This is a genomic window from Halodesulfovibrio oceani subsp. galateae, assembly GCF_055397225.1.
In genome coordinates this window covers 516,424-530,773 of sequence record NZ_AP042453.1, presented here as the reverse complement: position 1 = coordinate 530,773, position 14,350 = coordinate 516,424, and the positions used below count along the sequence as shown (strand labels likewise).

14 protein-coding genes are annotated in these 14,350 nt (G+C 45.1%); all 14 read right to left on the bottom strand.

Translation table 11 applies throughout. From position 1 onward, the window contains the following. Nucleotides 1-468 precede the first annotated feature (468 nt). The 14 genes from ACZ5V1_RS02280 to ACZ5V1_RS02215 all read right to left on the bottom strand — a co-directional run bounded on the left by ACZ5V1_RS02280 (nucleotide 469) and on the right by ACZ5V1_RS02215 (nucleotide 14,163). On the bottom strand, nucleotides 469-2,850 hold the full coding sequence (locus ACZ5V1_RS02280; RefSeq protein ID WP_464390418.1) for a multicopper oxidase domain-containing protein: 2,382 nt from the start codon (nucleotides 2,848-2,850) through the stop codon (nucleotides 469-471). A gap of 401 nt (nucleotides 2,851-3,251) precedes the next feature. Continuing rightward, on the bottom strand, nucleotides 3,252-4,265 hold the full coding sequence (locus ACZ5V1_RS02275) for a contractile injection system protein, VgrG/Pvc8 family (RefSeq protein WP_464390417.1): 1,014 nt from the start codon (nucleotides 4,263-4,265) through the stop codon (nucleotides 3,252-3,254). Then, a complete protein-coding gene (locus tag ACZ5V1_RS02270) occupies nucleotides 4,259-4,465 on the bottom strand; it encodes a tail protein X (RefSeq protein ID WP_464390416.1) in 207 nt (68 codons plus the stop codon). The genes ACZ5V1_RS02275 and ACZ5V1_RS02270 overlap by 7 nt, the downstream gene beginning before the upstream one ends. Then, nucleotides 4,462-4,926, bottom strand: a complete 465-nt coding sequence (locus ACZ5V1_RS02265) for a phage tail protein (protein WP_464390415.1) — start codon at nucleotides 4,924-4,926, stop codon at nucleotides 4,462-4,464. The genes ACZ5V1_RS02270 and ACZ5V1_RS02265 overlap by 4 nt, the downstream gene beginning before the upstream one ends. Further along, nucleotides 4,913-7,024, bottom strand: a complete 2,112-nt coding sequence (locus ACZ5V1_RS02260) for a phage tail tape measure protein (RefSeq protein WP_464390414.1) — start codon at nucleotides 7,022-7,024, stop codon at nucleotides 4,913-4,915. The genes ACZ5V1_RS02265 and ACZ5V1_RS02260 overlap by 14 nt, the downstream gene beginning before the upstream one ends. A 123-nt stretch (nucleotides 7,025-7,147) precedes the next feature. Beyond that, a complete protein-coding gene (locus ACZ5V1_RS02255) occupies nucleotides 7,148-7,390 on the bottom strand; it encodes a phage tail assembly protein (protein ID WP_160714210.1) in 243 nt (80 codons plus the stop codon). 185 nt (nucleotides 7,391-7,575) lie between these two features. Next, complete coding sequence (locus ACZ5V1_RS02250; RefSeq protein WP_464390413.1) at nucleotides 7,576-8,085, bottom strand: phage major tail tube protein; 510 nt, start codon at nucleotides 8,083-8,085, stop codon at nucleotides 7,576-7,578. Further along, complete coding sequence (locus ACZ5V1_RS02245) at nucleotides 8,085-9,287, bottom strand: phage tail sheath C-terminal domain-containing protein (RefSeq protein WP_464390412.1); 1,203 nt, start codon at nucleotides 9,285-9,287, stop codon at nucleotides 8,085-8,087. Before ACZ5V1_RS02245 ends, ACZ5V1_RS02250 begins: the two co-directional genes overlap by 1 nt. A gap of 92 nt (nucleotides 9,288-9,379) precedes the next feature. Continuing rightward, complete coding sequence (locus ACZ5V1_RS02240) at nucleotides 9,380-9,721, bottom strand: hypothetical protein (protein WP_464390411.1); 342 nt, start codon at nucleotides 9,719-9,721, stop codon at nucleotides 9,380-9,382. Beyond that, nucleotides 9,718-10,173 (bottom strand): hypothetical protein, encoded by a 456-nt coding sequence (locus ACZ5V1_RS02235; RefSeq protein WP_464390410.1) that lies wholly within the window; start codon nucleotides 10,171-10,173, stop codon nucleotides 9,718-9,720. The genes ACZ5V1_RS02240 and ACZ5V1_RS02235 overlap by 4 nt, the downstream gene beginning before the upstream one ends. A 9-nt stretch (nucleotides 10,174-10,182) precedes the next feature. Continuing rightward, on the bottom strand, nucleotides 10,183-12,384 hold the full coding sequence (locus ACZ5V1_RS02230) for a phage tail protein (RefSeq protein ID WP_464390409.1): 2,202 nt from the start codon (nucleotides 12,382-12,384) through the stop codon (nucleotides 10,183-10,185). An 8-nt stretch (nucleotides 12,385-12,392) separates the two neighbouring features. Further along, on the bottom strand, nucleotides 12,393-12,944 hold the full coding sequence (locus ACZ5V1_RS02225) for a phage tail protein I (protein ID WP_464390408.1): 552 nt from the start codon (nucleotides 12,942-12,944) through the stop codon (nucleotides 12,393-12,395). Next, complete coding sequence (locus ACZ5V1_RS02220) at nucleotides 12,941-13,828, bottom strand: baseplate assembly protein (protein WP_464390407.1); 888 nt, start codon at nucleotides 13,826-13,828, stop codon at nucleotides 12,941-12,943. The genes ACZ5V1_RS02225 and ACZ5V1_RS02220 overlap by 4 nt, the downstream gene beginning before the upstream one ends. Then, nucleotides 13,825-14,163 carry a GPW/gp25 family protein gene (locus ACZ5V1_RS02215; protein WP_464390406.1) on the bottom strand — a complete coding sequence of 113 codons (339 nt, stop codon included), beginning with the start codon at nucleotides 14,161-14,163 and terminating at the stop codon, nucleotides 13,825-13,827. The genes ACZ5V1_RS02220 and ACZ5V1_RS02215 overlap by 4 nt, the downstream gene beginning before the upstream one ends. Between the last annotated feature and the right edge of the window lie 187 nt (nucleotides 14,164-14,350).

Genomic DNA, 14,350 nt, shown 5'->3' with positions numbered 1-14,350 from the left:
CGTTTAAGGATGCGATGTTGGGAAAAACGTGAAAATTTAAAAATCGTTCAAGCTCACGGTTCAGTCCCACCTCATACTTGAACAACCCTAGTTTCGTGGATACTCTTCAGTTATATATATAACTTCAAGGAGACACGACAACTGACAAGTGCTGTATCGAAAATTCAAAATAGAAAATATTTAACTTTAATATCAGGATATTAAATGCATTGGTGGCGATTCAGACTGCTAATACTGCAACCTGTAATAATCTTATATTTAAGACATTCCTTAACAGCGCGTCATAGCTTAATAAGCTAAAAAAATTAATTCATAAGTCCATCCATATATGAATACAGCATGTTCCCATTTGAATTCAAATATAACGACATCAGATCACATACATAAATATGGCTGTAAGGATTCCCTCACAGCCATGTAATCAGCATTTAATTTCATCAACATACTTAGAAGGGAAAAATCAACTTGTTAAAACTGAAGCTGAAAACCACCGCCCCATCCATAATCTGAGTGCCATTGTGCCATAAGAGAAAATTGATCCGAGATGATGTAGTATGCGCCAATAATTCCTTCCCAGTAATCATGTGTATCAAACTGAGCTTCCCCCTTTATGGAAAAGCGCGGAGTAAACTGGAGAGTTTTTTCTAAGGTACAGCGTGCTCCACCTTCTGAATCAACCCATGTACGCGAGTCTATATTAAACGGCAGTAGGTAGCGAATACCTAACACCCCTCGACCAACCTCTGTGTCTGTATTATTAAGAAACATATCGCCCCCCGCAAATGGCGAGAAAAAACGATTTACGTAATAATCGTATGTACCCACAAACTCAGATTCCACATAATCAATTAGCTGCCAGCCTACTTCCCATGTCGCCATAAAAATATGTCGGGATGAACTTACCTCCACAAAACCCTCAGTGGTATTGCTTAAAATATTTGCTTCACCAAAGGCAGTCCATTTTTCGTCGTAGAGATCAGGACGCACCTCTGCAAGAGCAGGATACAGTTCGAACCCTTCATAATGAACCACACGGGCCATACCGGCTTCTAGATGATAGAGCAGATGACAATGGAAGAACCAGTCTCCAAATTCATTTGCATCAAACTCTATAACCGTTGTGCTTAGTGGCGCGACATCTACAGTGTGTTTCAACGGCGCACAATCTCCATATCCATTTATTACTCTAAAAAAATGGCCATGCAGATGCATCGGGTGGTGCATCATTGTTCTATTAATCATGATAAAGCGCACAACTTCGCCTTTTTTAATCTTAATAGAATCGCTCTCTGACAATACTTCGCCGTTGATCATCCATACGTATCTCTCCATGTCTCCATCGAGTGTAAGACGAATTTGTCGTACAGGTTTGTCTGAGGAAAATGCAGTGTTCTGTAGGGAACGAAGTTTGCTATATGGAGGCCAAGGGCGCTCCGGTGAGCTTCCATCAACAATCAGCGGGGTTGAAGAAGCTACATCTGAAGCAAGTAATCCAAAATCCCAAGCAAAACGTTTTCCGCTCGGAGAGTTCGGGACAGGATATGCAAGATTGGTATCATCTCTTGCCGTTTTAACAGTGTGTTGAATAGAGCTTTCTGTTCTGACCTTCTGCGAGGCAGGTGGTAGAACTGTGGGCATTGAGGATGAGTCTGCTTTGCTGGATAATGACATTTCAGGGCTCATAGTTTTTTTATGCTTCAGCGATGCCATTTTCTTAGAATGCATCAGTCTACCGGGGACATCAAAGTCTCCTGCAGCAACACGGGCATCGGTCAGCCCCATAACATCATTAGGGGCAATTGCGAAAACCTGTCCCCAAGAGAGTTCGCCCATCTGAAAATACAAATTTGCCTTCGGGATATTCTTCGCCGCATGCAAGCAACCTTCTCCTATCCATACTGAAGCATGTGCGGAACCGTCCTGTGCTGTGGCACGAAATTCATACATTCCATCCTCAGGCACCTTAATAACGATGTCATATGTTTCTGCAACGCATATGAGAAATCTATTTTCATCAACAGGTTCCACACGTTGGCCATCCGCAGAGATGATCGTCATTGGTCCACCGGCAAACTCCAACAGGAAAAAAGTGCTTGCAGAACCATTGATAATCCGAAGACGGATGGTTTCCCCTGCTTTGGCAGGCAGGTGCGACTGAGGCATGCCGTTGGCTAGAAAACGATCGTACGCAATATCTGCAATATCAATATCCGGCATTCTACGCAGTTCACGCATGAAGTAATCACCCAACATGCCAAGGCTTGCCGCTCCAATAATGCTTTGAGATGCACCTTTTTGTAATGAAGGAGCATCACTTCCCCGTTTAAGCCAGCGGTACACAAAACCAGGTGAAGTGTCTGTCCAATCAGAAAGCACAATAACTTCGTCACGGTCTGCAACCGGCGTATCAGCAAGAGGATGTACAACTATCGCACCGTACAATCCGCGCTGTTCCTGAAAGCCGGTATGCGAGTGGTACCAGTATGTTCCATGTTGTCTAATGGGATATTCATACGTAAAGGTGGTATGCGGTTTAATAGGCGGGAAGCTTACATATGGCACCCCGTCCATATCAGGGGGAACAAGCATGCCATGCCAATGGACGGAAGAGGGAGTATCCATTGTGTTATGAACGTGGATTCGCGCAATATCGCCTTCGGTGAAATGCAAGGTGGGGCCGGGGATCTGCCCGTTTACAGTAACGGACTCTATAGGAGTTCCTGTTATGCTTACTTTCTGCTGTGCGATAGTAAGGTTATACTCCACAAGCTTGGCCTGCGACTGAAGTGCAGCAACTGGCATTAGAAGTAAAAACAAGGCCAAAACGACATTATAAAAACCCGCTTTCATACACGGCTCCTGCTGGCGCATCGATTGTTGAGACAAACAATATCCAAAGTAGTCAGGTACTTTGGATGATTACGATACTACAAAAGCAGCCCTATAAGTAGGGAATAGTTAGTAATGTTATTCTTTATACGCAGGCTAACAAGCATTTAGTCAGTATAAAGCCTCCCTAATAAACTGCACCAGCCAACATAGCGCAATTATGGAACCACTCAAAAAAACTCAATTAAAAATCCAGAAGCAAAATTCAAACTCCATCAGCTTACAACTGTAAGAGTTCAAATCACCCTTCAGCGCATGCAAGAACAGGCACCTACGTAGAAATACGCGGGCGCCTGTTTTATACTAACAGCAATTTTACAAACCTTGCCCATCATTTCAACCCAGTTAACTTGATGCCTTGCTTACTTCAGCACCACTTCCCCCTCAACACTTGTTACAGCGCCACTATTACTCATTGTGTGCGTTGCTTTGGTGATGATCCATTCCCCGTCAATTCCAGTACGAAATTGCTTCAGGATAACTTTCGACTCTGCCACCAAGTCAGGACTTAAGGGAAGAGAAAGAGAGAGCGTCCACCTACCTCTTTTATAAAAATTTAAACGCTTCTCTGCGGCCATTAGTGCGGCTTGCTTATTGGCGTATACACCTTTAATACGGAAGACAGGTTCTTTATTCTTAGCCGTTACTTCCATATCCTCAGCCGTTACTTCAACATCTTTAGCTGTTGCGATATCCCGATATGTTGCTATAACTTTTTTAAACACTCCGCGTAGAGACAGCTTAGCAGACCCACTCGTTACTTGCTGCTTTGTAATTGTCATTACAGGCATTTTTTCTCCACGCGTGTTCCTTCCTTTGCCTCGCTCAACAAACAATAATTTACCACCGTTTGCCTTTGAAATGGCATCGTGCTCTTTCGCTATCCGAGTGAGCAAGTGCATATCAGATTCATCTATTTGATCAATATGCGGCAATAACATCTGAGCTAAACTGGGAGCAACGGCCGGCTCAAGCCCATGTTCACTTGCGATTGCACAAACAAGAGCATTTATTGTCCCCGCAGAAAATGATCGTGATTTTTGAGACTGCAAGGGAGAAAAACCAGACGTACTGTTTTCAAATGGAGCAGAGTTAGCTGAAATAGCCATGCTATCCGGAGGAAAGCTTAACGCCACTTCATCTACAATATACTTCCCCATAAAACACAGGTGATCCTTCTCACCCAGCCGCACGGTCAACTCTGCACCAGTAGCGGGCATTGCAATTCCCGGATCATTCAGTTGGATACTTAATTTATCAGATTCATACCCAGCAGCATCAGTAACCGTAATTTTTGCGCTATGTTCTTGAAGCAGTTTGGTAATATCTTTACCATTTGCCTTTATTTCATAATCAAGAGCGTATCCTACTACCATAGCCGCACGCTCTCTTTTACGGTTGGCTTAGGCAATTCTGGAAGATCAACCTCTACCCCTGCAGGTAAAATCGCACCATGGTCAGCGATTCCTTTATTTGCGTCCAGTACCTGTTCAAGTGCTCCAGGCTGTCCATCGTAATATTTGAAAACAACCGCATCCAGCACATCGGCTTGCTTCGTTCGATACATTACACTCATGCTTTTTCCCCATAATATTTAAGTTCCAATGTAAACTCTATTTTCTGGGGGTACCCTCCCGCTAAAAAATCACTTGCTTTCTCTTTTATGGATGTGATGCACCAAAACCCTTTCAGGTCTCCAAATCCATCCATCAATTGAAGTGGTTTTCCATGCCCCGCAAGAGCGCGCATTTCTACTACCTGTTTTAGACCCCCTTTAAATGTCGGTAAAATAATACCCGGTAAACTGATTGTCTCAGCACCCACACCAGTAAATTGTAAACATGGATTAGTACCTATCCGAGCCTGTTCTGCCCAGTTATAAGAACTTGAACGGCTCATGCTCTGAAACGCCGCAGTATTTAAAGAAAACACAAAATCGCCTAGCTTCATCATCGCCGTTGGCTCAACGATAATTGGCCTATTAAATTTCTCAATATCCGTTGGTTTCGTAGTACTTGGCCTGTTAGCATGCATCATACAGCACTCCAGCATCATTATTTAGAACCACGAACGTCTCCTGCGCTATTTCTTTAGGGCTCTGTCCCTCTGTTGCATGTACGTTGATAGTAATATTGCGATTATCAATATTCTGTCTAGACTGGACGAAGTTTGAAGAGGGAGATGGCATCAGTGGTAAAGATCGAACATTCACAGTCTGTGTAGCATCCCCACCTGTGTACGCGTTATTTCCATGACATGATTCATCTTGCTGTCGCCTCCATACGTCTGGCTGCGTACCTACCGAAGACGTCAAGTTAGGCTTAGACAAGTGTGTTTTTTGGGTAGTAGTTCCTACTCTAGGTAACTCAATATTGGCAGGACCTGAAGACTTATTGAATTCTCCTTGCTGTCGTCTTAATGCGTCTTGATTCGTGCTTCCAGATGAAACCAATTCAAGCTTAGACAAAGGAGTTTTTGGGGTAGTAGCCCCTATTCTAGGCAACTCAATATTGGCAGCCCCTGAAGGCTTATCGAATTCACCTTGCTTTCGTCTTAATGCGCCTTGATTCGTGCTTCCAGAAGAAATCAGCTCAGGCTTAGACAAAGGTGTTTTTTGGGTAACAGCTTTTACTCTAGGTGACTGAATACCGACAGCCACTTGAGACTCATTTGATTCGCTTGACTTTCGCCCAACTACATCTGGTACTTCACCTCTCGCTAACGTCGGTTTGGACTTAACTGGAGTTTTTTTATTTTCCTCTTCGTCATCTCCCCCGATCCCAAAAAAGGTTGCAGCCGCGCCTAAAATTCCACCTTCTTTAAACGATTTTTTTAGATCATCCCAAGCATAAATTAACCGCCCTACAGCCAGAACAGCCAAACCAATAATTGCGGTAATCGGGTTAGACATTACTGCAAGCCCTACGGCTTTAATCCCAGCGATAAGAGCTGGAAAAGCAGTAGACGCAATTGAAGAAATTGTTGTGCCTACTGCCATAAACATCGACGAAAGATAAGGAAGGGCTCCAGAAACCAGCGGGGCAAGGGCCTTACCAATACCCCACAACGAATTCGCCATTTGGTAACCGGAAAATGCAAATTTCGCGGTCATAACAGCACCTACGATAGCTGCAACGGTTCCAAAACCGCCGACTGCATCAATGACACTAAGAACAGTACTACCAACAGAGGTTAATACTTTTAAAAGAGTAAATGCAAACTCGCCAATTTTTGGCAAAGCCTCGCCGAGCATCTTACCAAATTTTTTAATGTCATCTCTATGCTCATTAAAAAGCGCACCAATTTTAGGAGCCAACGTTTTAACATACGGCGCAAGCGCTCCGCCAATAAGGCCGGAGAATTCTGCAGAAGCAGAGGAAACCACAGTTCCTATCCCGCCCATAGCCTCTGAATATTTCTCTGCGCCTTGGCGACCTTCTTCAGTGAGTAAGCTTTGCTTTGCCTGCTTATTGTAGATCTCATCCATACTCCCGCTAAGGGTTCGAATATGACCAACAAACTGACTGGAATCACCACCAAAAACCTGTTTCCCAAGGGACTTTGCTAGATCTGCGTCATCCAGTTTTTTAAGTGCGGAAGTTATTGTTTTAAACTTCTGTTCTGGCGACATTTTTTCTATGTCTTTAAATGACAACCCCATCTTTTCGAGCGCACCGCCAAAAGGCTTCCCATTACCTAGCTGTTTAGATTTGCCAATTTTATTGCTCATCTCGTTCATGAACTTACCAACACTGCCAGCCTTAAGCCCAGCCTCCTGAGCCACACCTTCCCACGTCTCAAGCCCTTTAGCTGAAACTCCCAGCGACTTAGCCAAACTCGCCTGCCCAGCAGTAATGGCATTTACGCTTGCAAGCTTCTTCCCCATATTAATGGCAAAGCCGATTCCACTAGTAAAAGTTTTGGCATTGTTAGCTGATGAAGCAAAAGCCTTACCGAGCTGCTGAACACTCTTGTTGCCCTTAATTGCGCTCAGCTTCTCCTGTTGTTCTTTTAACTTACTATAATAAGTACCAACCGTTGATAGTTTACCCTTTACAGTCTGCACCACAGAATCAAATGAGGGCGCAATTGCGCCCCCAATTTCAACCATTACAACCTCTTCATTAGCTGTCATTCAGCCTCCCTACCTCATGTACCCACATGGCAAGTTCCTCGCACGACATGTCCATTAATTCATTGTATCCCCACCCTGTATAACGCGTAAGGTACAGCACATAATTTCGCGCCAGCTCAGGCGTTAGGACAAAAAATCGCTATAAGCCACGTGAAGCTGGTTATAATCCGCGATTTCAAGTTCTTCGAGTACAGATTTTGAAATTTCGCACAAATTCGAAAACAAGGTCAGTTCCATATCCTCTTTACCGGCTGCTTTCTGCGCTACAATCTGGTCACGTACTTTAGGAGCACGCATAGTGAGAGTGGAATATTCATGACCATCAACAGTAACTGGATATTTCAATTCAATCTGTGAAGTACGCATTTTTTACCTTTTCATTTTTATATTTAAGAAGAACATAGCAGGCGCATGAAAAAAGCCAGATGCACATCGAAGTGCTGCTACGAGAGCACCTGACTTTTTCCAAACAACCCGACTCAACCGTAACTACACACTACGGGAGCGGATGTACCTTTCGGTACGCCAAAGAAGGAATAACTATTAGCCTATTACAATCCGAGATTGTTACGATGCTCTACAAGCTGGTCTGTACCGTTAATGACGCGCTTCATGTTCAGCACATCGATTTCATGCACAACACTGCCGTCCTGAGTGTATTTGTAATAACTCAAGTTCACGGTGTATCCAGTGGAAGCCTCGCCACCTTCTGTCCATGCTGTTGGAGCAATTTTTGTAATTGTACCGACCATATTCACAGTCACAGGCGTAACCGTACCATTGTAACTTTCGAGACTGGCTTTTACTGTAAACTGCACACCTTCGTTCTTACGTACACCCAACAGTCCAAGGGTCTCACTGCAATGCTTGGTGGTAGAGAAGGTTGTAACGAGTTCTTCCATCCCTTTATCAAGAGACACCGGTGCATCCATACCGCCAGCGCGGAACTGCTCAAGCTTCAGGTTCAAATCTGGAAGCTTTACTTCTTTAAGGTTACCGGCAAAGCCGCGACCATCCACAAACAAGTTAGCGCTTTTTAAAACATTTTCTGCTACTGGCATTACTTAAATACCTCCTCAACGTAGCCGTTAGTCATACGGCTACGGAATGTCACACGTTCTGCTGTATAAGCCGGGGTAAAATCAAAATCGAAGTAGGTATGTCCCTGTTCAATCTCACTTGCGCTGTTGATTTCTGCATCAACCCAGCATTTGCCACCCAAAATGGCACCTTTCTGTTCCAAAGTTCGTAAGAACTGGTTTACGGATTCCTGCACCGCTTCAAAATAGATGCGGCCTACCGGTCTATCGACTGCCCACATGTGGGCCTGCTGGATAGACTCGTTAATCATATCCGCGATACGGCGGGTTGAAAGGAAAGACCAACGCGCATCACTGGAAGTAGTACGGTTGCCCCAAAGTCTGTAGCCATCTTCGCAAATGATGGTGGCAATCTTTTTTTCGTTCAGCACATTGGCTTCACTTGCAGTATCACCAACTTCGAATGGAACAGGACGCGCGACACCGGAGATGCCGAGAATCTCTTTGTTGGAAGGAGACCACCAGAAGCCCTTTTCCGCATCAGTACGTGCAATAACACCGGCAACACGGGCAGAAGATGGCTCATCCACAAATACACCGTTACGGTACACAGTGACAAAAGGATCAACGATGTAGGTACGCGCAGATCCAAACAACGCTGCATCCTGCATTGCTGCTTCAGAGTTAGTGTTACAACCATCTTTGATCGCGATTGCGTTAAGTTTCTCAGCAATTGCTTCCATTTCTGCAGCAACTGGGTTCTTAAGGTATGTTCCTAAATTATCAGGATCTTCAAAACGCTGATGGGTGAAGCCCGACGCAATCAGAATTTTCGGTTTAACGGCACACTTGGATTTTGCACCAAGGAACGCATGCACGCCTTTCATACCTTCATTTGTAGTGCCACCCACAACATTGGTCATGGTAGCTTTCTCATCTGCCCCCTCCGCAACGCGGACTACAACAACCAAACCATGATGCTGATCAAAAATTGCATCCATTGCATTGGGCAGCGTACCAGCACGAGTGCCTTTAGTATCCAGTTTAGCGGCCTTACGAGGGCTGCCATAAATCAGAACTGGAGTATCAAGCGGAAATTCAGTTTCATCTGCGTCCGGAGCAGTACCGACGATACCAATCACAGAAGAACGCACTACTTTTACAGGACGACCACCCTCATCAATTTCAATAAATTCGACACCATGTAAAAAATCAGTACTCATTATGCATCCTTAATTATAAAATGTTGCCTTCGGCGAGGAGGCTCTGCCCTCCACCCGCAAGGAGCTCGCCCCTTGACCCTTTGTAAAAACCACTAACTAATAGGTGTTAAAGAATGATTGAAAAATTCATCGCCCGCATAAAACACAGCCAAAAAGAATTTGACAGCAAGCCATGCCTGAAGCGGTAACAACCACTTACTTTTGCAGGAACAAATGAAAATCATATTTGCCAAAAAGAATAGGTCTGCCTTTTGTTTGTCCTCACCTTCCTGATACATCCAATCATGAATATTACAGGCTTCAGAGATATCCACGCCTGCTAGCTTTTCAGGTACCAACTTCCCGATAAGTCCAGCTGGCCCACAGCCGTTACAGACTCGGCTTTTTAATTCCTCTGAAGCTTCTTCATATGTTTGAGACGTTAGCAGTTTCATTCTGCCTTCAACGCTGCCAGCTCTGCACGTAATGCCTGAGCTTGCTCTTCCAGCTCTACGAGTCGGGCATCATCAAACTCAGTCGCTGTACCTGCCACTTTTGCTCGTAAAGGGCGTACAGAGGCGAGGTCATTAGTGGTGAGTTGTTGCTGGACCTCTGTGATCCGCTGTTGAACTTTTTCGGCTTCGGTTGGCTCTGGCTTTGTTAAACTTGCCCCTTCGGGGAGCAGTCCTTCAATTTCTGTAATTTCGTCTTCAGAACCGTCTGGGGTGTAGTATTTTTTTCCGCGCATATCCTGCACGTAATCCCACGCATTACCGTTCCATTTTGGATGGTAGCCTTCGCGTTGCACCGGAGCCTCGCGAGTTGCATTCACAGGGCAGGCAAATTCAGGATTTGCATAGCCTGAATCAACATAATAGCCGTCATTATCAAAATAGTAATTTTGCATTATGTGTTCCTACACAGCTGGCAAGTAAACAACAGGTGTCATGCCAATGTTTTTTGGGCGGTTTTCATGTGAGGTTGGGACTACGCGGGAAGCGTTAAAGTCAAAACCGTTAAAGGCTCCTGAAGCCCCTTCTGCTTCTTGCCCTCTTTTTAAACCAAGGGCAGAAATTGCTCCTGAAGATGTTCCCTTAGTAGATTGTCCGCTTGAGGCTTGTTCCCATTTACCGCTGATATTACGAATGGCATCGCCCTGCTTATGTCCCACACGCCGAGTAGAGCCATTTACGGCACGGAAAAAATACCCATCACTCCCACTAAAAACATTGGGGAGAAAAATATGCGTTGAATTTTCTGTTATCCCCCAATCCGACTTGTACGATGACGGCATGGCACGCAGTGTTTTACCTGCCGCAGATGTTTTTAATAATCCTTCACCGTTACACATATAGAAATCTTGCGGCAACGCATCAGGACGAAACGGGACAAGGTCTATGCGCCCAACGGCTACAAGCGCGAGCTTTGCCCATTCGGAACGATCAACCTTGTTCTCGTTAATTGCCGCCACCTGTTGCGCAAGTACCTGCATATCAAGTTGTGCAGCATTTATGGCCACATCAAACGCTTTGATACAGGGCAGAACATAGGAAGTATTTGGTCGAGTTTCTGAACCACCTGTCGACTCTGTACGAATTTCATCAGGCCCTCGTAGGTCATGGTCGTGTGCAGCACCACCATGTGCATCCCCTACAATAAGAGAACCGGTGTACATTGTGTGGCTATGTGCTTTAAGTTCTTCAGGGAGCCAACTGCCAGCAGGGTTATTTGCATTAGCAGTGGCAAAATGATGCTGGTAACACGGCAGAATAAAATACTCCCCACCATCCCAGCAGTACTTGCCGCATGTACCATCTTGTGCGGCTGCTTCGGCATCCCATGCTGCTTCATCCGTAAGGTGCGTTCCGCCCTTCATCCATTCAAAAAGCTGTGGGTAAAGAGCACAACGTACTTTTTGCTTTACGTTAACAGGAACCGTACCGGGCAACGCTACGTTGTTTGTCGAAAAACAAAGTTCACCAACTGGGACACCAGTAACAGCCCCCCATGCAATACTACCGTCGTCCTGCTTTATAAGAACCTGCCATGCTTCACCTTCATCAAGTGGCAATCCGTGGGGGGTGGTATCCTCCAAGTGCCCTGTAAACTTCTTGTAGACTTCATTCACAGCCTTCGGCGTAGCAAAGGTGGTTGTGCTAGCATTTGTGATTGAGCTGCTTAATAACGCCTTAACTTTTGTAACAACACCATGTGGATCATTTGCGCCTAAATGCCCATTCATTTTAGAATCAACACGATCTTGCGCTTTGTGCGGGTCTGTTGCCGACTTATGGGCATTCAGATTGTCATTAACAGTCTTCACCGCTTTAGGACTTGCAAAGGTCGTTGTACTGGCACTCGTAATCGAGTTGCTTAATAAAGCTTTCACTTTCGCTACCACACCATGTGGATCGTCAGCAGTCTTATGGGCTTCAATCCTATTAAAAACTTGGCACACAGCATTTGATGTTGCAATTTTGAGAGTGCTAGTCGATGCACATGCATTACTCATTAAAGACTTGAGCAATTCCCACACACCAAACGGAGTACAAGCAACAGTCTGTACAGCCTTAGCTTCATGCTCTTCCACTGTTGCGAGACGAACAAAACCTGTTTGCGCAGTTGTTGCCAGTCGATGCGCCTGTGGATCTTCGTTATGATCCGCTATGTCCTGCTTTGTTGCTAAAACAATAGCAGCGTTAATTACTAAATTTACTACGTCCGCATTTTCAAAATGCAGAGGCAAACGAACCACCAAATCACGCACGGAACCATTTACGGCAACGGGTTTTTCTGTATCTGGAAAATTACCAATACAGAACAGCTTGCCACTTTCATCCAGCAAACCAACTTCTCGAATGGTAAAACCGCCTGTATCTGCTGGAATCGCAAATTCAAAAATAAAGGTATTAGGGTCTTCTGGATCAACCTTTATTCCTGAAACATCCCCGCGCCATACTTCGTTAACAAGGGTGGTCATCCCCTTATTGGGAATAACTGCTAAACTGTTCCCATCGCCCACAACAGCTTGAGTAAGAGAAAAGCTCTCCCCTTGTGTGGATGCAAGCCCTAATGCTTGAAGCCCTGTATCAGTCACCACGGTGTAAAAATCAGGCATACCGTTTCCTAGTTTACTTTAATTCGACCAAGCTCATAAAGAGTCACAACTTCACCACAGAACACAATTCCGGATACAACCGGCTGTTGTGTTAACGCTGCTGGAGTAATCGTAATTTTCCCAAGATGAGAGCGACAGTTTTTAGCCGCATTCACGACACGTTCAACCTCTTGATAAGTTGCTTCATCTGCTTTGTATCCGGCTGGAAGCTGTACCTCTAAGTCGTACGTTCCAGATACGCCCTTCGGCTCTATTTCCCACCATTGAATTGCACGGACAGTAATCCCCAATGCACCTAGGGCTTCCTCTACAGCTCCGCATGTGCCCTTTTTTTTATGCACACTTACAGAACGCGCTGTTACCTGCCTTTTCTGCTCCTCGCTCCAATCCTCATTCCATTCATCAACCGACCATTCAAACGCCAACCATGGAAGAGCCTCCAATGGACATTCAAACGGGTTTCGCAATGTGTTGATAAGAACAGGCAGCAAGAACGAGCGGGCACACGTTTTCTCTAACGCTCGTTCATACTTCGTGGCATTGGAGGGAAGTAGCGTCATTCACTGCTCCCTTGCCCCAAAGTAATCTTGGTACAAAATGCAGCCTCATGCCCCTGAGTGATGATATCCGCGGGTGGAGAAACAATGTCTACGCGGGACACACCTGCAATGTGCAAGGCTGCATCGATACCGGAACGGGCAATGCATGTACCGAGTTTATGGTTGTCGGCAACGTACTTTTCCAAATTCTTCCGCGCTTCTTTCAAAACGGTATCTGAGGACGGACCAGGTAAAATGTATATTGTTGCCACTACTTCGTACTCCTGCATAACAGCAGGCAGTACTTCGAGATAGTCGGTGAATGGTCGAACATCTTTGGAAAAAACTGCAGCAACGTTGTCTAGAATAGCTTTTTCCGGAACCCCATTCCCCTCTTTACCCAGCACGTACAGTTGAACATGCACAGGTGCAGGAGAATGCGGATGCGCATCCTTTACCCCCACAACCGACAGTGCATGAAAAGTGTAGGCACCTTCCGGCCCCGCTGTGCTAAATCCTTCCGGAGCCATCACAATACGCTTCCGAAAATCCTCACAGGCTTCGTACACTGGTTGTGTTGGCGGGTATGCATTCGGGTCGCCTGCATCCAACAACTTGCGTTGCAATGGAACAGAAGCCGCCAGGTGATCCAAATCTGTACCGGTTGCATACGCAACAAGTACTGCCTGCACTGCCTCATTAATTCGCTGACGCAACAGAAGCTCCCTGTATGCATTAGCTTCAAAGATCTTATATGCAGGATCAGAAGGAAGCGGTGCCGTAAAATCCGGATCCAATTCTTCGTGATACGCAATAAGCTCTTTAAGAATCTGCTCTACGCTCAAAGATTCTATGATCTCTGGAGGTGCGAGCTGTGAAAGATTGATCGCATTGAATGCAGTCATTTAACCTCTACTCCCTCAAGCGTGATTCGCTTACCATCCGGCAGGTATTCACCTACCAAATTGAGTACAACAACGCCGTGTGACGCTGATGCAATACGTACGCTTGTTAGTTTAAAACGCGGCTCCCAGCGACTTAACGCTTCTGCGGTGGCAGCGTAAAATTCAAGGGAAGTTTCAGCATTCACTGGCGCATCAATTAGTGACGGTAACCGCGAACCATACTCTCGGTTTAAAACACGAGTTCCAATTCGGGTTGACAGAATATCGCAAATTGATTGCCGCAAATGCTCTATGCCAGAAAGTCTCTCTCCTGTTTCTCTATTAATGCCATTCATGAGTGCAAACTAGCAGTGTGGAAAGATATATTCCAATGCACTTTGTGACTTTTGATATTTAATACATATTTTTTCATATATAAATTCACTTCACCTTCTCACTATGTAAAAAAAAGGTATTGTAAAAAGCTTATTTTCAGCTTCTTACAATACCTTATATATTTAGTTGCATTGCTATTTATGGTTT

What these genes read in the sequence shown, in the direction of transcription:
- ACZ5V1_RS02250 (WP_464390413.1), bottom strand. Translation starts at nt 8,085, where the DNA reads ATGCCAGTAGCAGAAAATGTTTTAAAAAGCGCTAACTTGTTTGTGGAT.
- ACZ5V1_RS02265 (WP_464390415.1), bottom strand. Translation starts at nt 4,926, where the DNA reads ATGATGCATGCTAACAGGCCAAGTACTACGAAACCAACGGATATTGAG.
- ACZ5V1_RS02260 (WP_464390414.1), bottom strand. Translation starts at nt 7,024, where the DNA reads ATGACAGCTAATGAAGAGGTTGTAATGGTTGAAATTGGGGGCGCAATT.
- ACZ5V1_RS02235 (WP_464390410.1), bottom strand. Translation starts at nt 10,173, where the DNA reads ATGCAAAATTACTATTTTGATAATGACGGCTATTATGTTGATTCAGGC.
- ACZ5V1_RS02240 (WP_464390411.1), bottom strand. Translation starts at nt 9,721, where the DNA reads ATGAAACTGCTAACGTCTCAAACATATGAAGAAGCTTCAGAGGAATTA.
- ACZ5V1_RS02245 (WP_464390412.1), bottom strand. Translation starts at nt 9,287, where the DNA reads ATGAGTACTGATTTTTTACATGGTGTCGAATTTATTGAAATTGATGAG.
- ACZ5V1_RS02225 (WP_464390408.1), bottom strand. Translation starts at nt 12,944, where the DNA reads ATGACGCTACTTCCCTCCAATGCCACGAAGTATGAACGAGCGTTAGAG.
- ACZ5V1_RS02215 (WP_464390406.1), bottom strand. Translation starts at nt 14,163, where the DNA reads ATGAATGGCATTAATAGAGAAACAGGAGAGAGACTTTCTGGCATAGAG.
- ACZ5V1_RS02275 (WP_464390417.1), bottom strand. Translation starts at nt 4,265, where the DNA reads ATGGTAGTAGGATACGCTCTTGATTATGAAATAAAGGCAAATGGTAAA.
- ACZ5V1_RS02230 (WP_464390409.1), bottom strand. Translation starts at nt 12,384, where the DNA reads ATGCCTGATTTTTACACCGTGGTGACTGATACAGGGCTTCAAGCATTA.
- ACZ5V1_RS02220 (WP_464390407.1), bottom strand. Translation starts at nt 13,828, where the DNA reads ATGACTGCATTCAATGCGATCAATCTTTCACAGCTCGCACCTCCAGAG.
- ACZ5V1_RS02270 (WP_464390416.1), bottom strand. Translation starts at nt 4,465, where the DNA reads ATGAGTGTAATGTATCGAACGAAGCAAGCCGATGTGCTGGATGCGGTT.
- ACZ5V1_RS02280 (WP_464390418.1), bottom strand. Translation starts at nt 2,850, where the DNA reads ATGAAAGCGGGTTTTTATAATGTCGTTTTGGCCTTGTTTTTACTTCTA.
- ACZ5V1_RS02255 (WP_160714210.1), bottom strand. Translation starts at nt 7,390, where the DNA reads ATGCGTACTTCACAGATTGAATTGAAATATCCAGTTACTGTTGATGGT.